The sequence below is a fragment of the Chryseobacterium potabilaquae genome, assembly GCF_902728265.1.
Lineage (GTDB): Bacteria > Bacteroidota > Bacteroidia > Flavobacteriales > Weeksellaceae > Chryseobacterium > Chryseobacterium potabilaquae.
Genome location: NZ_CACVBR010000001.1, coordinates 309407 through 331325, shown reverse-complemented (window position 1 = coordinate 331325; position 21919 = coordinate 309407). Strand labels below are relative to the sequence as shown.

At 31.5% G+C, this 21919-nt stretch carries 16 protein-coding genes; 1 reads left to right on the top strand and 15 read right to left on the bottom strand.

The genetic code is table 11. From position 1 onward, the window contains the following. Nucleotides 1-290: 290 nt before the first annotated feature. The 4 genes from CHRY9293_RS01215 to CHRY9293_RS01200 all read right to left on the bottom strand — a co-directional run bounded on the left by CHRY9293_RS01215 (nucleotide 291) and on the right by CHRY9293_RS01200 (nucleotide 7506). Nucleotides 291-575 carry a hypothetical protein gene (locus CHRY9293_RS01215; RefSeq protein WP_162031233.1) on the bottom strand — a complete coding sequence of 95 codons (285 nt, stop codon included), beginning with the start codon at nucleotides 573-575 and terminating at the stop codon, nucleotides 291-293. 3 nt (nucleotides 576-578) lie between these two features. Further along, complete coding sequence (locus CHRY9293_RS01210; RefSeq protein ID WP_162031232.1) at nucleotides 579-3911, bottom strand: DUF6443 domain-containing protein; 3333 nt, start codon at nucleotides 3909-3911, stop codon at nucleotides 579-581. A gap of 2 nt (nucleotides 3912-3913) precedes the next feature. Then, entirely contained in the window at nucleotides 3914-6964 is a 3051-nt protein-coding gene (locus tag CHRY9293_RS01205) for a hypothetical protein (protein WP_162031231.1), read from the bottom strand. A gap of 242 nt (nucleotides 6965-7206) precedes the next feature. Further along, nucleotides 7207-7506, bottom strand: coding sequence for a hypothetical protein (locus tag CHRY9293_RS01200; RefSeq protein WP_162031230.1), 300 nt, complete (start codon nucleotides 7504-7506; stop codon nucleotides 7207-7209). A 301-nt stretch (nucleotides 7507-7807) separates the two neighbouring features. On the opposite strand from CHRY9293_RS01200, the gene CHRY9293_RS01195 reads away from it, so the two are divergent. Next, complete coding sequence (locus CHRY9293_RS01195) at nucleotides 7808-9682, top strand: endonuclease (RefSeq protein WP_162031229.1); 1875 nt, start codon at nucleotides 7808-7810, stop codon at nucleotides 9680-9682. Nucleotides 9683-9840: 158 nt separating this feature from the next. Here the strand turns inward: CHRY9293_RS01195 and CHRY9293_RS01190 are convergent, their stop codons facing one another. The 11 genes from CHRY9293_RS01190 to CHRY9293_RS01140 form a co-directional block, all read right to left on the bottom strand. After that, nucleotides 9841-10194, bottom strand: a complete 354-nt coding sequence (locus tag CHRY9293_RS01190) for a hypothetical protein (RefSeq protein ID WP_162031228.1) — start codon at nucleotides 10192-10194, stop codon at nucleotides 9841-9843. A gap of 10 nt (nucleotides 10195-10204) precedes the next feature. Further along, nucleotides 10205-10867: a hypothetical protein gene (locus CHRY9293_RS01185; RefSeq protein WP_162031227.1), complete on the bottom strand. Its 663-nt coding sequence runs from the start codon at nucleotides 10865-10867 to the stop codon at nucleotides 10205-10207. Between the two features lie 170 nt (nucleotides 10868-11037). After that, nucleotides 11038-11436 carry a DUF6896 domain-containing protein gene (locus tag CHRY9293_RS01180; RefSeq protein WP_162031226.1) on the bottom strand — a complete coding sequence of 133 codons (399 nt, stop codon included), beginning with the start codon at nucleotides 11434-11436 and terminating at the stop codon, nucleotides 11038-11040. Between the two features lie 200 nt (nucleotides 11437-11636). After that, a complete protein-coding gene (locus CHRY9293_RS01175; protein ID WP_162031225.1) occupies nucleotides 11637-12125 on the bottom strand; it encodes a hypothetical protein in 489 nt (162 codons plus the stop codon). Between the two features lie 641 nt (nucleotides 12126-12766). Beyond that, a complete protein-coding gene (locus tag CHRY9293_RS01170; protein ID WP_162031224.1) occupies nucleotides 12767-13087 on the bottom strand; it encodes a MafI family immunity protein in 321 nt (106 codons plus the stop codon). Nucleotides 13088-13097: 10 nt separating this feature from the next. Continuing rightward, entirely contained in the window at nucleotides 13098-13313 is a 216-nt protein-coding gene (locus CHRY9293_RS01165; RefSeq protein WP_228455434.1) for an EndoU domain-containing protein, read from the bottom strand. Continuing rightward, nucleotides 13300-13671, bottom strand: coding sequence for a hypothetical protein (locus CHRY9293_RS01160; protein WP_162031222.1), 372 nt, complete (start codon nucleotides 13669-13671; stop codon nucleotides 13300-13302). Before CHRY9293_RS01160 ends, CHRY9293_RS01165 begins: the two co-directional genes overlap by 14 nt. A 201-nt stretch (nucleotides 13672-13872) precedes the next feature. Further along, complete coding sequence (locus CHRY9293_RS01155) at nucleotides 13873-14364, bottom strand: sel1 repeat family protein (RefSeq protein WP_162031221.1); 492 nt, start codon at nucleotides 14362-14364, stop codon at nucleotides 13873-13875. Nucleotides 14365-14515: 151 nt separating this feature from the next. Then, on the bottom strand, nucleotides 14516-14665 hold the full coding sequence (locus tag CHRY9293_RS01150; protein ID WP_162031220.1) for a hypothetical protein: 150 nt from the start codon (nucleotides 14663-14665) through the stop codon (nucleotides 14516-14518). A gap of 70 nt (nucleotides 14666-14735) precedes the next feature. Continuing rightward, nucleotides 14736-15227 (bottom strand): hypothetical protein, encoded by a 492-nt coding sequence (locus tag CHRY9293_RS01145; RefSeq protein WP_162031219.1) that lies wholly within the window; start codon nucleotides 15225-15227, stop codon nucleotides 14736-14738. Between the two features lie 71 nt (nucleotides 15228-15298). After that, nucleotides 15299-21880 (bottom strand): RHS repeat-associated core domain-containing protein, encoded by a 6582-nt coding sequence (locus tag CHRY9293_RS01140; protein WP_162031218.1) that lies wholly within the window; start codon nucleotides 21878-21880, stop codon nucleotides 15299-15301. Nucleotides 21881-21919 lie beyond the last annotated feature (39 nt).

The following is a 21919-nucleotide window of genomic DNA, read 5'->3' as shown; positions in this document are numbered from 1 at the left end:
CCTTGATGCTTCAATCCAAAAGGATAATAATTGTTTTCTTTAAGAGCTTCTACTCCTGATCCATTGTTAAAATAGCTTAAACGCACATTTCCCAAATGGTCTGTATAATTGTAAATATACTTATTTTATGGAAAGTATTTATATTTGTAATATGGAAAACTCCAGATATGGTCTCTAAAAAATCCGAAGAAAAATATTCCTCCGGATTTATTTAAATATTGTTTAATTTTTGTCAACCTATTTTAGGATAGCTCAGTTAAAATTCACAGATTTTGCACAAAAACGGAGGATTATTCTTCCAGATTGGCTGTTTTAATTATATGACAATGATATGATTCATCCTCATATGAAAAAGAAAAATACCAAACGTTATTCACGCCATCTAAGGAAGATACTCCTATTTCTTCAATCCAAAAATGAAGATCATTTAAAAGATTTTCTTTAAAATCAATAAGTTCTTGATTCTTGATATTTTCTTTAATAGCATATACTAAAGCTTCTCTTTCATCTATTGAACAGTTTTGTGAGCAATATGTACCTCCCATAAACTCAAAAATAATCGTATATAAATTCATTGGTTATCTATTTCCTTTTGCGTTTCTACTATGGTTTTCTCCTGTTTCTTGTGCTTTTGCTTTCCAATGTTTTACTTGCTTTTCCAATTGTGTTTTTAATTTATTATCTTCTTTTGTTTTATTGGGCTTTCTAGATATGGAATCCAATTTACTTTTTGCTTCTTCATATTTTTCTCCCGCACTTTGTTTGGCTTTAAGATTTGCATGCTGTCCATTCTTTCCTCCCCCTTTTCTTGAATCAGGGACATCTACCTCATTTACATCTTTATCCTCCTCGGCAGTATCCTCAGTTTTCAAATTTCTATAACCTGCACCAGGATCTGCAATTGTTGTATATCCTGTACTAGGCGGCGCAAACTGATTATATGTCCACCAAACTCCCGCTCCAATTAACATTGCCGCCGCCACAACATCCGCAGGACCCGGAACAGGCGAATCAGCCTGCGAAACCAGCAAAGCTGCCATAGCCAAACTACCAGGACCAGAATCACTGGTTTTAGCTTTTCCAGTAAAAACAACTTCTTCAATTACAGCTTCTTTTTCTTTATTAGGAAGGATTTTTATTTCTGTAACACCTTCTGGACAATCAGGAGGACATACTCCCTCTTTTCCCTCCATACCTGTTGGATCATTAAATGAAATTGGGTTATTCCAAACGTAGCTATAAGTTTCGTGTGTATACTGGGTTCTAGGGTCAACTACGCCCCATCTACCAATGTCCGGCATATAGAACCTTGCTCCGTAGTCGTACATTCCCGTTTCCTGAAGCTCTTTACTATTGTACTTATATCGATAACTCGAATTCCCATTTAGTATATTATATCCTTGATGTTTCAATCCAAAAGGATAATAATTGTTTTCTTCAAGAACTTCTACTCCTGATCCATTGTTAAAGTAGCTCAAACGTACATTTCCCAAATGGTCTGTATAATTGTAAATATACTTATTTTTTACAAAATCAAAATAGCCCTCTGAAGTAGGTACAAACTTTAAAGTGGGGGATGGATCTAGCGCATTGGTGATATCATTATTATCATACTGAAATCCATCTAGATAATTTGTTTCTACATTCCCTGTAAACTGAGTATATTCTTTTGAAACTTTCACCCCATCTGCCCTATAGATATATCGCATACCTCGAATAGTAACAGACCTTCCTGATTCGTTTATTTTTAGCTCAGAGGGCAAATTCAAAAAGTTGTATCTTATACTATTAATTCCTTTATCAGGATGGCTGATCATATTTCCATTGTTATCATAACCTATAGGATTTCCTGTTCCGGAATATCCATAAGAGTTTTGAGTGGCGTCAGCTACCTTAGTCAATCTATTTCCTAAGTAGGTATAAGTAAGATTATCAATCTGCATCGCTAAACCATTCGGATTTTTAGCATTTCGATACAAATGAGTAATATTTCCATTTAAATCATACTCTGCAGTTTCTCCAAAATGATCTTCCTGCGGAATTGTACTATTAGGTTCAGAATAGTGCCCGAATGAAAGTCTGTTTAAAGAATCATAACTGTAAGAATATCTTTTCAGTATATTATCATTCGAAGTTTTCCAATCAATCTCTGTGATATTTCCATTATATTGAGGATGAGCAAAAAGAGTATTAATCGGATTATGATATTTCATCTCATATCCAAACAATTTTCCATTCAAATTAGAAGGATCATTGATCTTAGTCATCCATCCTCTGATATTGTATTTGTAATCTATGGTTTGAATCGGGCTGGTTGGATTTACTCCTCCTACCTTTTTAGTTTGTAATTGAGAAAGTTCATTATAGGTATTCTGAGCTAAGATTTCCTCAGGATTGCCATCTACTTTATGGGTATGTTTTAATAATCTATTTTGTGAATCATAAGTAAATATCTCGGTAATGACTTTTTCAGTATCCGTATTCAATCTCTTATGTTTGGTAATTGTATTTTGAACTACTCCTGTAAAGTCCAATTTGGCTTCTGTTCTCGTGTACCCTCCCAAATAATTGATGGAATGATTTCCTATCACTCTTCCTTTCGTATCGTAATAAGAGTAGTTCTTTGTCCAGTTGTCATTCTCAATATTCTTTATCAAACTCATTACAGAAAAGCTCTTGGTACTCTTTCCTCCACTTGTGGATGGGTTATCTGTTAGGACAACTTCTCCCTGAATACTGGTAGGAAAAGGAGGATTGAAACTATAGATAGGATAAGTATCATAATAGTTCACTGATAATACGGTTTCAAGATAAGGAAAGTGATTATTGGTATATTGAATCGACATTCCATTCTTGGTAAATCCTGGAGGATTTCGGTTTTCAACAATCACATTGTTAGCAATCATATTCTGCATATCTGTTCGAGAAGTTCCTCCTACGATTCCAGTGATAATCACTCTTCCAAATAAATCATATTTATTGAAAAGCCATTTATTTTGTGCTCTCATGAGTTCATCCTGAGTAAAGACAAGGCGGTCTGCTTTATCATACACCATATGTTCCCAACCTTTACCGGGAAGTTTCTTCTCCACCAATCTGCTTCTTCCATCATAACGGTATTCATAAGCCAAAGCCTGTTGGTCTGCTAAATCCCAAGTCTTCTTTTTTGAAAGAAGTGGTGGAATTACCCATGCAAGCTGATTGTATTCGTTATAAACATAATAGGTATCTGCATTTTCAGTAGCATTAAGTACTTTTCTTACCAAAAGTAATTGTCCTCTGCCATTTTTAAATTTGATGGTTTTATTCCCATCCTCATCAGTAACCGTATTCTTGTAAAGTTGGTTAGCTCCATAAGTTCCTTTATATTCAATGGAGGATTTTGTAGCATTGTTTTCCCAAATAGTTGTGGTGGTATATTTAAAGACTTCATCCACTATATTAGTACTATAATCAAACTTTACAGGCTTATTGGTCCAATCGTTTCCCACCTGTATTTGTTGCTCTAATCTATCTAATGGAGAGTTTTCCAATACCCTTTCGGAATAGATCTTTTCAGTTCCATAAATAGAAGAAGCATTTCCTAAGGGATTGGAAACGATCGCTCCGTTTCCGGTTGATGACTGAGGAACCGGTAAATAATCTTTGGTTTGTCTTCCAAATGAATCATATTCAATATAGGTGACCATATCCTTACCCGATGGAGAGGCTTTAACATTAACTACTTGTTTAAGTCTTCCTAATCCATCAAAATACTGAACTGTTTCAGAGGTTTTAGGATTGGGTTGTGTAGGATCTGAAAGATACGTTTTTGAAGATACATAGTTTTCAGTAGGACTTAATTGGGCATGGAATAATCCTGCCATCAAAAAAGTACTGACAGATATAATTGTTTTTAATTTTCTGTTCATTATTAGTTCTTGTAATTGTATTTATAATCTTTTAACACTTTGCCATTCACGTCCACTATTTTTTCAAGTCTATTAGCCGAATCGTAGATGTAATTTTCTCTGACTCCTGATGTTGGGGTAATACTTGTCACTCCGATTTGAGGGTTATAAGTATAGGTTGTGATCTGTGTAGTAACCAAAGCCGATAAATTTCTAAAGGCATCTAATGCGGCAATCAGTGCATTTTCCGAAGCTTCTGTTCCCTCTTGAGCATCTGTATTTGAAGCGGTTATTATTCCAGAAATGAACCCTGCCAACTGATTATACATGGCTCCTTCTATCTTAGCAATAGGCTGAGTCTGATTATATCCCCAGATAAGAGATACTGGAATTCCATCTTTAGTTGTGTATTGTTGGAGGTTACCTTTTGCATCATATTTATCATATATAATATCTTTGGATAAAGTATTATTTATATCATATGACAAAACAGATGTGGGATTTAAATGATTAGAATCATCATATTTTGTTTCTATTAAAGATGTTCTTTTGGAAGAACCCTCAATCACATTGCCTATAACCTCGGTTTCTAGAGCAACATTAAGCATATTAGAATTAATAAGTCTTATATTGTTTTTTTCAGTTGAATATTTTATATTTTCAATATTGTACTTTCCATCTGGAAATCTTGTAGATTTTGATATAATTTGATTATAGCTATTAAGAGATAGATTTGTATCGGTTATTAGAGATTTTCCATTAATATAATTTGTATTTTTTTTGCTTTGTAATATTGTTTCTGTAGAATAAATGGGATAATATCCTATAGCAGATTTAAAGTGTTCCACATATGAGAATTGATCTACTACATATGTGTGAAACATCGGATGTATCATAGTAACACCATAGCTAAATGGAGAGTTTTGTAAAATATAAGAGTAGCTTTCTTCTTGTAATTTTATATTATTAGAATTATAAATAGATTTACTAATTATACTCCCATTCTCGATTTTATTTCCCTTTACTGAAGGAAGGAAAATAGGTCGATTATAGCTACTAATCCCAAAATGAATATCTTCTTTATTGGCATATGTTGTTTCTATGCTACCTTTTGGGTTTCCATTCTCATCTTTTTCTTTTCTTATTACTTTAGAATATCCTATACCACTACCTGAGGACAAAGTGAAAGTATTAGAAATTGAACTAGAGTGCATAGCTACAAAAACAGCCTGATTTGTTTTTATTACTGTTTTAGCTGCACAATAACCAAACTCAAAAAATTGTTCACCATTATCTACGCGAAACATATGGATAGGATTAGGTGTCAATCCATTTTCATATTCAAAAGCAATTGTGCCTAATAAGGTGTTATTATTGTCGAAATTTTTTTGTTCTTTCAATCTTAATCCATTTCCATTGTTGTATTTATAATAGTCATATGTATAAAATAGATTTGTAGCTTCATTTAGTTCATAATCGAATATAGAATAACCTTTTGTAGGATATTCAATTTTTTCTAAAATTCCACTTTTTGCATAATTGATGTTAGGAAGTTTGTTGTTATTATTTATCTCAGTGATAGGGATATTGATGTTATAATTAAAATCATTAGGATTAAGGTGTGCACTTTTATTATTGAATCCTCCATTAGAATAACCCCAATAATCTGTTGCATAGGAATTTTTGGGAGGAAATAAAGTCTCATTATAAAAGAATGTATATTTTTCTTCTTTTGTTTTTTGTATAGAGTTTAATTTAAGTCTTTTATTTTTTTCTGAAGTATAATTATAAGTGCCATGACCAATATAAATAATATTGGATGAACTAACAGGCTGTGGTAAGAAATAGCTGTAATTGAATTGACATTCATCTACTAAAGTATTACTTATCATTAAAGAAATTTTATCCAACTTCTTGGTCTCAAAATCCGTTCTCTCTGAATAGCTGAAAACTAATTTTCCTGTATCGCTGGTAATACTTGAGGGGTATAAATACATTTGCTGTTGTGATTCTCCCCCTCCAACATTACTCATAAAACGATTCAATGATGAAAATTTATTCGGATTTGGAGTAGGAGCAGGCTCATTAATTGAGTAAAAGTCAATATATCCTGAAGATCCCTCCTTGCAATAGTTCTGATTATAATTAATTGTGTAATTTAAAAACCAAGAATATGAGGGAGGATTTGAAATTACGGATGTATTTAGATATTCAAAAAGAATTTTATTATTATTTGTATCAATAATTTCACTAATATGAAAATTTCTACCTGTCGCCTGACTTAAAGTACCATTTGAATATGATCCAATATTCTCTATATTATTAAATTTATATGTAAATCCTTTTGGATCTTTTATAGTAAATCCTAAATCCGTTTTTTCGACTTTATATCCTTTTTTATTTAACACAGTAAAATATATAGAAGAAGATGTGTTTGGACTGTAGTTGTTAAAATTAGAAATTATGAATTCTATTTTTTCACCGAATAAATTAATAATAAATATATCCGGCTGCATATCAACTGATGCGAATTCTGAAAATGTATTACTGAAATATCCATTTCTGGGTACGTTATTATTTGTTGCGATGAAATATCCATAGGTGTCAAAGGACGGTGACTGATTAAAATTTGTAGCTCCTGTACTTAGAGGAAAAGTACTGGCATAGGGAAGTGTTGATTTAGCAAAATCAAGCCTAAATCGGATATTATTAGCAAAATCATCGTATCCGTATATATTTTGCACTATGGTTGGAAATGCTATATCCCATCCCAGTCCTACATACCCTGCTTCTTCAGTAACTTTTATTCCATTCCCCGAAATATAATTCAAATTAATGGGTAGAGTTATGTTTCCCGACTTTAGATTGAATAGGCTTATACTTAGACTATTGCTACCCGAATATTCATTGTTTTGTAAGCCTCCATGTTTTAGAAATAATTTACTAGAGGGTGCTTTTGGTGGTTCTGGAAAATAATAATTAGAATAGTTTGCTTGACCATATAGGTAATTTACTATAATAATTAAAAAAACTATATTTAGTTTTTCTATAAAAAGTTTTATAATGTTTTTCATTCTTTATTTCTTAATCAATTTATGTTCGCTGTTTTATCTGTATCTTATTGATAATCAAATAATCTCCCTGAATAAGGACTGTGTGTTGATTTTGGACACCTTATTCATTATCTTTTGACTTTGCAATTGTTTTCCACCTATATTATATTAGGTGATTTCTACATAGGCATAATCGGATAGTGTATTTGGAGATATTTAATATTCTTTTTTCGATTAATTATATTACTGGCAAGAAGAAATCCTCATCTTGAGTAGCCACAGTTGCCGATAAAAAATCGTTTTGATTTCCTGAGAAATATTTTTCCCGGACCTTGTTCTCCTTGTTGATTCAGTTTGATCAAATGAAAATCGTAGCCATTGTTTTGAATCTTGCCTATGGTTTGTTGGTTTGGAATAAAACTTTTTGAAATGTCAAGAGTAGTTGTAGCCTGACTTAGAAAATCCTGACTTGAGGACTTAATGTCTTTTTGCCCAATGACCTTTTGTGAGTACAATGTAAAAATAGCGCACAGGGTAAGCGCTCCCGTGTAGAGTTTTTTCATTCAAGTGTGTTTTAATTTAAAATTGTGCAAAAATACTAAAATCATATGAGATGACAATGTATATGTTGTTGATTTTTAATGTAATAGTTTTTTAGTTTAAAATACTTTACTAAAGCTGAAGCAGAGGTATTATATTCATGCGACAAAAATAGACGTATTATTTTATGCTATATCAAAAGTGATCATTTATATTAATAAAGTGTTCAATTAAAATATATTATCATAGGCATATTTTAACTCTTTAATAAAAATCAAAGTATAGTGAGTTAATTGTTACTTTTGCGATCAAATTTTTTTAAATATGAAAAAGCATTTACTTCCTATTATTCTATTTGCTCAATGTATGTATGGTCAAGCACCATCTGGGTATTATAATGGAACAACAGGACTTACTGGCTATGTTTTAAAGTCAAAACTTCATGATATTATTTCTAAAAAACATATCAGTTGGCATTATGATGATCTTCCTGGTCATTATGCTAAAACAGATTTGGACAGATATTATGATCATGATGGAACCAATACCACGATATTATTAGATCCATATTCTGAAAAACCTAACGGGGCGGACGCTTATGAATATACGACTAATGATCTCATTGGAAGTGCTACAGCGGAAGGGCAGGGGTGGAACAGGGAACATATGATGCCTCAAAGTACATTTCATAGTCATTATCCCATGCATTCCGATTTATTTTATGTAGTTCCAACAGACGCAAGAATTAATCAGCTGAGAAAAAATTATCCTTATGGAATTTCATCTTCTACACCCTCAAAAATTTTTTATACCTTTTCGAATACATCAAAGATTGGTAAAAGTTCGATTCCTAACTATGCTTATACGGGAAGGGTATATGAGCCAATTGACGAGTTTAAAGGAGATATTGCAAGATGTTTATTGTATTTTGCTGTAAGATATGAAGGGAAATTGGGCACCTTTAATTACAATAATAATACAAGCTCTGCGGCAGATACGAATCCATTGGATGGAACAGAAGAGCAATCTTTTGATGCTGGATATATCAAAATGTTGATTCAGTGGCATACACAAGATCCCGTTTCTCAAAGAGAAATCGATAGAAATAATGCGGTATATGCAATACAGAAAAACAGAAATCCTTTTATAGACCGTCCGGAATGGGTACAAGCTATTTGGAAGCAAGTCGATAATAATACAATTCCTAGAGCTCCGATTAATGTCAAAGTAACTCAAACAGGTGCCCATTTTGTAACACTGAATTGGTCTCAAAGTTCAAATGAAGATATTATAGGGTATAAAATTTATCAAAATGGAACTTTTATTGCTTCAACAAAAGAAACTTCAATAAGTATTGATCATCTTGAGCCTTCTAACAATTATAGGTTTACCGTCAAAGCTTATAATAACAGCTACTTATATTCTGATGATAGTAATAGTGTTTCAGTAAATACATTGGCTTATGATATTTATTCTAAAGATTTATTTATTTCTAAATATATTTTGGGAACGTCCAATAATAAAGCTATTGAAATTACAAATAAAACAGGACATGCTGTAAATCTTAGCGATTATAAATTATCAATTCAGCTCATGAATGGTAATGATTATTATTATCCAGCTCCTTATGAATTGGAAGGAACGGTTCGGAATAACGAATCCTTTGTAATCATGAATCCTTATGCTAATTTTTCCTGTTATACTATTGATCAATCTAAATTGGTGAGTGCAGCACCCCAAATGAGCTTTACGGGAAGTCAGTATTTGGAGCTACAATATAAATCATCAACGATAGATGCCATAGGAAGAGATCATCAAGATAATTCACACTATTTGTCTAATGTGTCGTTGTATAGGAAAGACAATGTTAGCCAGCCTACGAACTCTTTTGATTTTACCGAGTGGAACACTTATGAAAGTAATTATTGTAAGGATTTAGGAGGGGTATTATTGACTTCAGATATAGTAACTGCCAATAAAGAATTCATTATATATCCAAATCCGGTCGTTGAGAATCTTTTTGTAGAGGGGGAAGTAGGAGAGATCAAAACGGCTCAAGTATTGGATTTCCAAGGTAGGGTAATTTATACGGAGCAAAGACCATTTAAAAATAAGAAATATATTACAGTAGGGCATTTACAAGCAGGTTCTTATTTATTGAAAATTGATCATAAGGTATATCAGCTTATTAAGAAATAATTATTTCATCATCATATTTTATCAACTATTCTAAAGGGTCCTGAACTTCTAACGTTCAAAATTCTTTAGAGTAGTTTTTTTAATGAGATATAAAAAACAATTAGACGTATCTTTTCTTTAGGGAATTTTTTTTATTAGATCTGACAAACTTATAATTCTTAAAAATCTCTCCATTCTTCTGTAATATCTTCATCCACGGAGTTGTATCCCATTTCATGACTTGCCAAAATAACTATCTCGGCAATTTGCTCTCTTTCATTAGTTTCAATTAAAGAGCCATCACATCTATCATTTAAATTATTAAGACTAAGAATTGTAGACTTTACAAGTCCCATTGCTTCATTTTTCAATTTTGTTTTGAAAATTTCAATTACATATTCAAATAGTAAAGCGATACACTCATTAATGTCGTTTTGTGTATATGAAGGCTCGAATTCTATCATATACCCTTCCATGTTACTTTTTAGATCAAAAATTAGATTATCAATATGAGAGTTTCCAGTTGATTTCATAATAAGTATACTATTTAGGTAATTCGCTAGTATCTAGTTTTTTACAATTCTCTATTATTGCTTTTTTAATTACGGTCTCAGAATTAAAAATAATTTTCTCTAACTTGGGTAAATTACCTAATCTTAGATTTTCAATATCTTTATTTTCCACTAAATCTAATTCAACTTCACTTCCATTAAAAATATGCAATTCCTTTAATCTAGGAAAATGTGAGAGTAGAGTGTTCCCTTTTTTATTTTCAAACCATAACACTATTTTCTTGACTGAATTAAGCTTTGTTACAATCTTTCCTTTAAAGGTTTTTAATGAGAGAAAAGTGACTTCTTCAAGATTTTTAAAATTCTTCTCTGATAAATTGATATTAGATTTATCGCCTATAACAAAGTGTCTCACATCAAATATTACATCAGATAAATCGACAGTTGATTCATGAAAACAAACGTCATCGAATTTGTATTCGGAAAATATTTCTTTTATACTTTGAAAGTATTCATTACTTACTTTTTCAAAACCGATGCCTTTAAAAGTGTATTTATTTAAATCGGAAATGGATATTGGTATATATTCGACTTTGGGGTTTACTCCTAAATTCATCCATTTCTGTATTTCCGCGAAATTGCTTGTAATTAATATTCCTTCATGTTCGGGAATATAATAAATGTTAGTATCCATCTTGTAATGTATATTTATATCCGGGCGATTATATTATAATTTATCGGGATATTATATTCCTTTCTCGGCTCAGTTTCAAAGCTCTTAATAATAAATATTTGGTTGTGTTCATTTTATTTAAATACTCGGTATCCAATCTGTTTTATTCTTAAACATGGGATTAGATGAACTTATTCAATTAAATAAATATCAAAAACTCTACCTTCAATTACTAATTTTTTTAACTTATTGTTTACCACAAGAGTATCTAATGACTCTTTTAGAGCTGACTGGTCTATATTTTTATCGTAAAAACTTTCGATAAAAGTTTTTAATTTCCATACAGAAAATTGGTATTGGGTATTTCCATCATAATCTAAAAAATCATATTCACATATTATACCTTTACTCATAATTCTACATCCTGCTCCATGAAAGAGATACTCATATCGTCCTAAATTTCCCTTTCTTTCAAAAAGAACATTTAAATAATTGTAAATATTATCATTTATGCCATATTCTTTTTTTATTGAAGCTTCAAACTCAAGAATAAAATTCCGATAACTTTCTATATATTTTAATGTATTCATATTTAATGTATCCTTTGTACATTTCTTCCAGTTTATTTTTAAATAATTAAAAGCCTTTTCGGCTCCGCTCTCGATAACTTCTAAATTTTTGTCAGCCTTAATAGCAGCTTTAATTCTATTTTAAACTATCAAACTTAGTCAACTTTTTCAGGACTAGTCATTCTATAAAAAATACTGCTAAAAATAGCGGTCTTAAACTACTACATACCTTCCATCTTTTTCTTAAGTTTATCAGCTTTTTTAACATCTTTTTCAACACCAATTCCATTTCTGTAAATTTCTGCTAGCATTGACATACAATTAATATCATTTAATTTAGCTCCTTTTTCTAAATATCTTAAAGCTTCCGACTTTGCCTTTTTATTAAGTATTGCTAAGGCATTAATATTAAAATGGTTATTATTATTCATTGCAATTATACTCATAAATACTATATTACAACCGTCTCCATTATTATACTTGTTTGCCATAATAAGAGCGTATTTATATTGTTCTTCATAATTGGAAAGATTGCCATAATGAATAACAAGTCTAACAAATGAATCTTGATCACCTTTTTTAATTACATTTTTTTTAAACTCTTCTATTTGGGACTTATTGAAAGCTGAAGCTGTATCTATTATAATTTTAGCTGTATCAGGTTTATCTGGTAATATAGAATTTGTATTATTTGTATCTGTATTTTCCATAATACTTTTTTTATTCTTACCATTGCAACTAATTATGAAAATTAAAAGTACTGAATAAATTATTGTTTTTCTCATTTTCTGTAAAAGTATTTATCATATATTCCTCTTATATTTTGTCCATTGACAAAGTAATTCCATTTTCCTGGATTAACTAACCTATATTGACTTGCAATTCCGCTCCATTATCCATCTTTTCCAGCGATGAGATAATTATTAGGATAATAACTGTAGGGAACATAAAAGTTTTCGACTCCATTTGTATCAGTATTTACCCTTATATAAAAATAGATAGTATAGTTTTGTATAAGGAAATTTGTATAAAAGGCCGTTTTACTACTTGTAAAACAGCCTTATAAGATTATTTGATTTTCTATATTTCTTTCAACTTAATCTACTTTTCATCATAATTGATTACCAAATCTAATTGTGTCTTTTTCTGTTGAAATATCCATTAAACATTATAAGTTTTTATTATACTTTAATTTCTTTTTAAATAGTAAACTGATTATCTTCTATTTTGCCATTCTTCTAAAGTCTCGATAACTATCATTCGATATTTAGTAGTAATATGAGTATCACAATAATGCATTTTGCAATTTTGCTATTAAAATTCTCTCCATTAGGAATTGAGAACTTATCAATTATTCCAAACTTGCAATAATTTTTGCAAGTTCACTTTTTATACTCTTAGGGATATTATTCTCATCGCTTATTAATTCTTTCATGAAAAAATAATTTTCATGAGTTAAATTTAATAAATTTCCAATTTTAGTTATAAATTGATAAAATTTAATATCTATTTCTATATCATATTCATATATTTGTGTTATTATTGTGTCATAGCATAATCCAAATTCATTGTGCATTAAATAGTCTTTTGCATTTTTTACGTCGTTGTCATTTAATCCTATTATGCTAGCAATTTCTATTAGTCTTAATAAAGTATTTGTTAATGTCTTCATATTATATTAATTAATGAATTGGAAAAGCAGTTATGATTTCCGTATGAGTAGTAATTACTCTAATTTTTGTCCCCTGATATGACCCTTCTACAACAAATCTTACTGGTTGCTCACTCCTAGTAAACATTGATCCAATTCGGCCTGTTTGTTGTACCCATTGATTGTTTACAGCTACATCCGATACCGCATGCATAATTTTAGAATTACTCCAGTTAGCAGGAAACATACTTAGAACCCGTTAATCCGTTTCTAAAACTTTTTAAACTTCCAAACCTAGCATGTCCTCCTCCAGTAGCATCTCCTGTAATAATATGAGCAGTTCTTCTTGAACTCGCTAAGTTAATATACTTTCCCTCAGTGGTAATAGTCCGAATTCCTCTACCTATTAATTTATCTGTAAAACCTTCAACTAAAGTTCCTGCAGCAGTATTCACGTATTCATTCATCATATGTTCGTCAGTTGGACTATAAGCTTGATGTTCTACAAAATACCTATTTCCACCAAAAAAGAAATGATATTTTATTGAAGCATCAAACTCAAGAATAAAATTCCGATAACTTTCTATATATTTTAATGTATTCATATTTAATGTAATCCTTTGTAAATTTCTTCCAGTTTATTTTTAAATAATTAAAAGCCTTTTCGGCTCCGATCTCGATAACTTCTAAAGTTTTGTCAGCCTTAATAGCAGCTTTAATTCTATTTTAAATTATCAAACTTAGTCAACTTTTTCAGGACTAGTCATTCTATAAAAAATCCCGCCAAAAACAGCGGGATTAAACTACTACATTCCTTCTATCTTTTTCTTAATTTTATCAGCTTTCTTAACATCTTTTTCAACACCAATTCCATTTCTGTAAATGTCTTGTAATTTAGCCATACAGTTAATGTCATTCAGTTTAGCTCCCTTTTCTAGGTATTTTAGTGCTTCGAACTTTGCCTTTTCATTTATTTTTGCTAAATCTGTAATATCATAATATTCATTATTGTTATTCATTGCAATTATAGATTCAAAAGTCATATTACATCCATCTCCACTATTATATTCATTTGCCATAATAATAGCATACTTATATAACTCTTTATAATCGGAAAGATCTCCATAATGGATTATAAGCTTAACAAATGAATCAGGATCTCCCTGGCTAATGACATTTTTTTTAAATTCTTCTATTTGTGATTTATTGAAAGCTGAAGCTGTATCTATTATAATTTTAGCTGTATCAGGTTTATCTGGTAATATAGAATTTGTATTATTTGTGTCTGTATTTTCCATAATACTTTTTTTATTCTTATCATTGCAACTAATTATGAAAATTAAAAGTACTGAATAAATTATTGTTTTTCTCATTTTTTGTAAAAGTATTTATCATATATTCCTCTTATATTTTGTCCATTAACAAAGTAATTCCATTTTCCTGGATTAACTATAACCTATATTGAATTGCAACTCCGCTCCACGATCCATCTCTCCCGGCAACAAAATAATTATTAGGGGTAATAATTATAGAGAACATAAAAGCCTTCGAAATTCTACTTGAAATACCATCCCTAGTTCTACCAGTATTACAAAACATCAATTCTATTTTTATAGACTCTTTTTTTGTAATTATAAAAAATCCCGCCAAAAACAGCGGGATTAAACTACTACATACCTTCCATCTTTTTCTTAAGTTTATCAGCTTTTTTAACATCTTTTTCAACACCAATTCCATTTCTGTAAATTTCTGCTAGCATTGACATACAATTAATGTTATTTATTGAAGCTCCTTTTTTTAAATATTTTAAAGCTTCAAACTTTGCTTTTTCACTTATCTTTGCAAGATCTGTAATATCATAATACTCATTATTGTTATTTATTGCAATTATATCTATAAATACTTGATTATAACCATCTCCATTATTATATTTATCAGCCATTATCAATGCATACTTGTTTAGTTCTTTATAATTAGATTTGTCTTCATAATGAATTATAAGCTTAACAAATGAATCAGGGTCTCCTTTATTAATTACATTTTTTTTAAACTCTTCTATTTGGGTCTTATTGAAAACTGAAGCTGTATCTATTATAAGTTTAGCTGTATCAAGTTTATCCGTTAATATAGAATCTGTATTATTTGTATCTGTATTCTTCATAATACTTTTTTTATTCTTGCCATTGCAACTAATTATGAAAATTAAAAGTACCGAATAAATTATTGTTTTTCTCATTTACTGTAAAAGTATTTATCATATATTCCTCTTATATTTTGTCCATTAACAAAGTAATTCCATTTTCCTGGATTAACTAATCTATATTGGCTTGCAACTCCGCTCCACGATCCATCTCTCCCAGCAACAAAATAATTATTAGGGGCAATAACTGTGGAGAACATAAAAGCTTTCGAAATTCTACTTGCAATGCCATTACTAGTTCTACCAGTATTACAAGACATCAATTCTATTTTTATAGGACCTCCGTTTTTTCTGTAATTTTTCCATGTAGGACTTCTTTCCATTAAAACTGTATCAAGTTGTTCTGGAGTTCTAATAGAAATACCATCTGGACCAACGAGCAGTTTTACATTTCCATGAGCATAAATCCTAATAGTTCCTTTTGGAACACCCGGATCATTTTGCGCAACTTTATAAAGCCCTCTATCCTTTTCATTAAACCAATTTAATACATCCCCATATGCATCGGTACTTGCTCCTCCAGAGCTATTATTTGCATCAGCATAATCTAATTCTGTATCAATTCTATTTTTTATACGATCAAGCCCAACATCAGCAATATCTATAGATGTAATACTATTCCCAAATACATTACTAGTATAGGCTATTCCACCAATAGCTCCACTTAAGAAATTAGATCCAGTAAAGGCAGAATTTAACCCTCCCGATACAATCCCCGGTAAAAAGCTTTTTATTGCTCCCGGATTATTGGTAATATTTCCTAATGTTCCTGAAATAGCGGCACCTCCAATAGCTCCACCCAATACAGCGCTCCATGTCTTTTCCCAATTCCATTTTCCAGGATTCCATGATCCGTTTGCTTTAACTCCATTCAAATATCCTCCTACTATAGCTCCTGCAGCCCACCACCAAAACTCTCCATTAGGATCGGTATACATCATTGGATTATTCAATACGTAACCGTATTTATTATAATTTTGTGTATTATAAGGGTCTTGAATATTTTCATCTGCGTTTAGAAATCTTCTCAACAAAGGGTCATATAACCTACCATTCATATGGATAATTCCTACTTCTTCAAAATGTTCGTGACTCGTATATCCTCTATCGATTAGGCAATTTTTTGAAAAGATTGTGATTATATTTTTCATCATAATCGGCACTCCATTCTCCAAGGCCAAGGCAGTTAAATCGCCCGATGCATCAAAATGCCTTTGTTCCAATTTATTTCCTGCTTCATCACTAATTGCTAAAATACTTCCCAAGTAGTCTTTATGCAAAAACTTGTACGAACCGCTATTTTCTTCAAAATTCTTCAAATATACGATATTGCTTTCATAAGGCGTTCCATCAATATAAAGAATATGTTTTTCCTTACCAGTAACATTGTTTTTTACAACTTCAAAACTTCCATCTTCACTATAGAATTTTGTGAATTTACCTTCTCCATTAGCACTAAAATTACCACCATAACTAACCCTCTGTCTCATATTGGTTAACCCATACCCAAAGGCTACATCTCCTTTCTCTCCATCTAGGAATACAGGATCATTGTTTTCATTATAAACAACACTTTGTATCAAGTTATTATCATAATTTTGTGTTCCGGCTGTATTTAGGGTCATTCCTGTAGGCTGGTAAATTTTGGCTGTATTTTCAAATTTAATGTTTCCTACCTGATCATTCTGAGTAATTCTTCCTTTAATATCATACACATTTCTATTAGCCGGTGGTTTGATGCCTGTTAGAGGTGTCGTCCAATTAATAAGTCTATTGTTATCATCATAATCAAAAGATTCTATAATATTAAAATCTCCCCCCGTTGTTCTGCTTTTAAGTTCGTTTTTAACTGCGTCAAAAGAGTAAGAGAGTTGTAAAATACTAGGTTTTACCGTAGAAGAATGATTTACATTTGTTAAAAAACCATAGACATCATAAGTATTATTAATCTCAGCAGCTCCCAATTTGGCTTTTAAAACCTGTCCTTTGTTGTTGGTTTCTTTGAGTTCCCATAGAATTTTACCTGTTGGTTTATCTTTTATCTGATACAGTTCTCCACTCCATGGATTATAGACATTTTCTATTTGTACTGTGGAAATAACTCCGGAAGATCGTAATTGTCTTTCGTAAGACATGATCCTTCCTTTATTATCATAAATAATTCCTTTTTGAATAAATTGTTTACCATTACTATTTTCAGAAGATGAAGCTAATCTTCCGTGCGAGTCATAAGAAACAGCCGAACTATATGGTTGTCCTTTTGAGGTCCCTGATTTTGAAGTTAGTAATCCTTTATCATTATAGGTGAAAGAAATAGTCTTATTGGTTGTTTGTCCTCCATCTGCTGTGGAAAGTTCTTTTTGGGAAACTAACTGTCCTAGATTGTTGTAGGTATATTCTTTGGTTCCTTTTGGACTAATAATTTTCTTTGGTTGGCCAAATCCATTATATTCGTATTTGTAAATACCGTTTGAGGGATCGTTAAATTCTGATTTCCTTCCCCAAGAATCGTATTTTGTGGTTACTATATTCTCAGTATACTGAGCTCTTATCTGCTCTCCGGCAGCATTATAAGAAAACCGAAGCATTCCTCCTTTATCAGTAGAATGCACGATATTTCCTAAGGCGTCTTGGGTTTTAGAAGTTGTTCTTCCATATCCGTTGAGTTCTTTGTTGGTTGTCATTAAACCGGAAACAAAAGTTTCTGTTTTTTTACCGTTAGATGAAGTAGTCGTTACTTTAGCAGGTACAACAGAGTCATCATATAAAATATTGTTAAATTGGTCGGGACTCTGTCCTTCAAAATAAGGCTCAGATTCTTTAATTTTTCTTCCTAGAAGATCATACTCCATCTCTTTAGATACAAACCTTCCTTGACCAAATGTTTTGGTCAAAGTTTTATATGTTTGTCCTAATTTGTTGGTGAAAATCTTTGAGATATTACCATCAGAATCAGATTGAGTAATAGTAACATTTGAATTGTTATCTTTTTCATACTCATAAGCTGTTGTTCCTTCAATATTGGTAGTTGAAGTTAATAATTTACCCCAATTATCATAAGTATTGGCAAGTGTATTGCCTAATGGATCTGTCTGGGTTACTACCTGTCCCCAATCGTTGTAGGTAATACCGGTTTCTAACCCTAAGTTATCTGTTTTTTTATTTACAAATCTACCACTGGCTTCATACTGAAATGCTGTAGTTTGAACCCCAGAATCTACACTGTTACTCGTCACCTTTTGAGTGATGTTTCCAAAACCATCATAACTGTAGGTTTCCATTAGATAACCTGTGTTATCCCTATTCCATTTTTTTATGGTTTTTATCGCGTTATTATTATAAGTATATTCTTCTTTACCTGATTTGGTATCCCCATAAGCCTGAACAATTTCTGTCTTGGATGTCGGACGTCCTATATAATAGTTTACACCAACTCCTGAAGGATTGTTACTATATAGGTAATTAGAAGTCTTTACTGCATAGGTAGTATTAATCTTTGAGATAGTTTGTGATGGTAAATAATATTCACCATAACTAATAGAATTCTCAGAAATGGAACCAGTTAAGAAATCCTTCTCTTTACTTGTTTTTGGAAGAATTACTGTTACCACTTTATTCTTATCAGTCTCGGGAATAGTGGTTACGACCTGCCCATTTAAAATCTTATCTATTTGATAGCTTGTAGATTTGAAACTCAATAATTGTGTATTATTTTCAGAAATATCTGCTGGGAATATTTTTGTCTCATCATTCGTTCGGATGGACCATTCTTTTACGGGAATCCCCTCATTTAAAGGGTCAATTTCTATTCCTGACCACACCTTAGTATTTTCAAACCCATCAGCATACCAGGATGAACGTATTGTTTTCCTGAAACCAATCATACCTCTTCCCAGAATATTGGAAGTGAGCCCTCTGTATCTGAAATCTTGTTTTAATTTTTTTTCTGATGTAGTACTTTGGGTTAGTTGAGATACGACATACATTCCCGTTGACTGATTGATTTCAACATACGGGTAGCTTTCTGTTTTGTCAACCTCATACAATCCGGGATTGACGCTTTTATCTAATTGTTTATAGATGACATCAGTAGTAATACTTCCTTGCGAGATACTTTTGATACGACCTTCCATTGAAATGTCATAGTATTTATGCCATTCCATAGGTATCATACCTCCGCTAGGTACTACAGAAATTAATGCAATCTTTTTTAACATGGCTCCTGCTAAATGATCAACCGGTAGACCAATTTTATCTGATATCCATGGTGCTAATATAGAATCGATATTACCTGAATTAAGATAAATAATGGTCCCCCCGGTGTGATCACTATAAAGAGGATGATGACCTCCTCCAAAAGTTGATAAAACATTGACCGCAGAACCTGAACTCACCCTGTACTTTACTCCTTGGGCGGGATTATCCTGATTGTATTCTTTCTGATAATATCTACTTGATTGAAGGCTTATCAGTTCTGTTTTGCCGTCATTATTAATGTCAAAAGCTACAAAAGTTCGTGGATTAGCCACACTTATATCATCATCAACTCTTCTAGTTATAGTTCGGGATCTATGTTGCTTTTCAAAATTTCGGGTTTCTTCTTTAAAACCATTCCCTGTTGAAGTATATAAATACCAAAGCTCAGAATTGTCTGAATGGGGAATCAGGATATCACTTAGCCCATCTCCATTATAATCTCCGGTTAAACCATCTTTCCACATTCCTTTTATTATCTCATTATTTATAGGATTAAAAGGTGCTATATAAGAGATATATCTACCTTGGTCATTTTTCTGAAAAGTAATCAGGAAGGGTTTTTTATTCTGATCCATTTTAAGAAAATCGAAGACACCATCTCCATTGAAATCTCCTGCTTTATAATCTGCAAACGGATCTTCATTATCGTCATTATAAAGAGATAAATTATAAAACCATTGGTTATCGGGAATTTTTTCATCAGGATCAATAACATAAAATCTTTTAGAGTTTTTACAGGTAAATGGAAGTTTGGCAACATTATTTATATCTGTTCTCCAGCACCTTCTATCATGTAGCCTTAAAACCAATTCACTCAAACCATCTCCATTAAAATCAATATTTTTTAACCCAATAACAGTAGTCTCTGTTCCTTGCTGTGTGGTTCCTACGGTACGGTCATAAGAAGCGTTGGGAATAGTTTTCTTATAATACAAAACCACCTCATTATTGTCCGTAATACCATAAAATGATAGTTCTAAATCCGATTTAGAAGTAGAAGGATTTATAACATTTTTTCTTGTTACAAATCCTTGGCGGTTGCTGACAAGGTTGTTATTTTTTAAATTAACAGCAATGGCATCTTTAAACTCAATTTCACTTATTGAATTTCCTACATATACCTGAGGACCATTATATGTAACATCCTTATAAATATTTTTATAAAAATATAAACCTGCCTGAGGAAAATGAGGGGGTGTTGAAGAATGATATTTAATCAGATCGAGTTTTCCATCTCCATCAAAATCTCCAAATAAATCCGTTTTGTAATCATGCATTACAACATTTGTATTATGCCAGGTGTCAATGTTTGGATTAGGAATATCCATTGACTTTTCATAAGTGAAAATAACAGGATTTGCTTCTTCATTTTTGCTATTAAAAACAGTAATCTTATCCAAATATCGGTAAGCGGTTTCCTGTAAGTCTTTTTTATAGGATACGTTATATTTTTTATATTGTTTGTTATTTGTCGATACGATGATCGACTCAAGTAATTTTGATTGAGAAAACTCGACTCCCTTTATATAGGCGGTTTCAGGTTTGGGCCTTGCTTGAAAAATAAATTCAATTTTATTACAATGTGGTGTATTTTTGTTTTCATTTCCACCCCACTGAATAGTGCTGATTACTGAAACATTCCTATCTAAAATATAATTATAAGTAATATAATTCCCATGTATATCTTTCGACTTTACAATATTATAGTCGACGGGAGTTCTTGCCTGGCTATTTCCTGAAATAGTGGATCCATACCATGCCTGGGAACCATTATCAAAAGTCACTTCCCAATATTCGGGACCTTGCCATGTTGATCCTATAATGGCTCCAATTGATTTAATTTTGATAGTAGAATATTGCTCTGTTACATATTCTGCACCATCTTTACCATATTCTCCCGACTTAAGAATTAATCTTTGGCCATTAAAACTGTAATAATCCGAATAATCCAACTGAACTCTTTTGGTGATTCCATCTTTTTCAAGATTTCTACCCACTCTGGAAATTGAGGTTAGTCCTGAAAGATTCCATCCGTAACCGGCAAGTCCATTTTGGCCTCCACTAGTATAAATAAGACTAATATTGGGAGCTGTTTTTTTTATTCCCTGAGGAAGCTCAATAGCTAAAGTATATTGAAGCTGTCCTGCTTTGGTAACTTCGATATCTCCTTTAGTATCATGAAAATTCTGTACTTGTGGGGATATCGCTCCTGCCGACTGAATTTCTTTAGGCGGATCCGAGATTATATGAGATCCGGAAAGAGAAGAAACTTTTCCAGATTTACTTTCTGATTGATATGTTTGCGAATACCCTAATATTGAAATACAGGATATAATAATTGAATAGAAAATTTTCATATTTTTCTATGATATAATAATTATTGGATTATGAATTTA

Bases quoted from the DNA above. Each gene is read 5' to 3' on its own strand.
- CHRY9293_RS01215 (WP_162031233.1), bottom strand. From the start codon at position 575: ATGAATTTATATACGATTATTTTTGAGTTTATGGGAGGTACATATTGC.
- CHRY9293_RS01200 (WP_162031230.1), bottom strand. From the start codon at position 7,506: ATGAAAAAACTCTACACGGGAGCGCTTACCCTGTGCGCTATTTTTACA.
- CHRY9293_RS01190 (WP_162031228.1), bottom strand. From the start codon at position 10,194: ATGAAATCAACTGGAAACTCTCATATTGATAATCTAATTTTTGATCTA.
- CHRY9293_RS01170 (WP_162031224.1), bottom strand. From the start codon at position 13,087: ATGAAGACATTAACAAATACTTTATTAAGACTAATAGAAATTGCTAGC.
- CHRY9293_RS01205 (WP_162031231.1), bottom strand. From the start codon at position 6,964: ATGAAAAACATTATAAAACTTTTTATAGAAAAACTAAATATAGTTTTT.
- CHRY9293_RS01155 (WP_162031221.1), bottom strand. From the start codon at position 14,364: ATGGAAAATACAGACACAAATAATACAAATTCTATATTACCAGATAAA.
- CHRY9293_RS01195 (WP_162031229.1), top strand. From the start codon at position 7,808: ATGAAAAAGCATTTACTTCCTATTATTCTATTTGCTCAATGTATGTAT.
- CHRY9293_RS01180 (WP_162031226.1), bottom strand. From the start codon at position 11,436: ATGAATACATTAAAATATATAGAAAGTTATCGGAATTTTATTCTTGAG.
- CHRY9293_RS01150 (WP_162031220.1), bottom strand. From the start codon at position 14,665: ATGTTTTGTAATACTGGTAGAACTAGGGATGGTATTTCAAGTAGAATT.
- CHRY9293_RS01140 (WP_162031218.1), bottom strand. From the start codon at position 21,880: ATGAAAATTTTCTATTCAATTATTATATCCTGTATTTCAATATTAGGG.
- CHRY9293_RS01165 (WP_228455434.1), bottom strand. From the start codon at position 13,313: ATGTTTCCTGCTAACTGGAGTAATTCTAAAATTATGCATGCGGTATCG.
- CHRY9293_RS01175 (WP_162031225.1), bottom strand. From the start codon at position 12,125: ATGGAAAATACAGATACAAATAATACAAATTCTATATTACCAGATAAA.
- CHRY9293_RS01145 (WP_162031219.1), bottom strand. From the start codon at position 15,227: ATGAAGAATACAGATACAAATAATACAGATTCTATATTAACGGATAAA.
- CHRY9293_RS01185 (WP_162031227.1), bottom strand. From the start codon at position 10,867: ATGGATACTAACATTTATTATATTCCCGAACATGAAGGAATATTAATT.
- CHRY9293_RS01210 (WP_162031232.1), bottom strand. From the start codon at position 3,911: ATGAACAGAAAATTAAAAACAATTATATCTGTCAGTACTTTTTTGATG.
- CHRY9293_RS01160 (WP_162031222.1), bottom strand. From the start codon at position 13,671: ATGAATACATTAAAATATATAGAAAGTTATCGGAATTTTATTCTTGAG.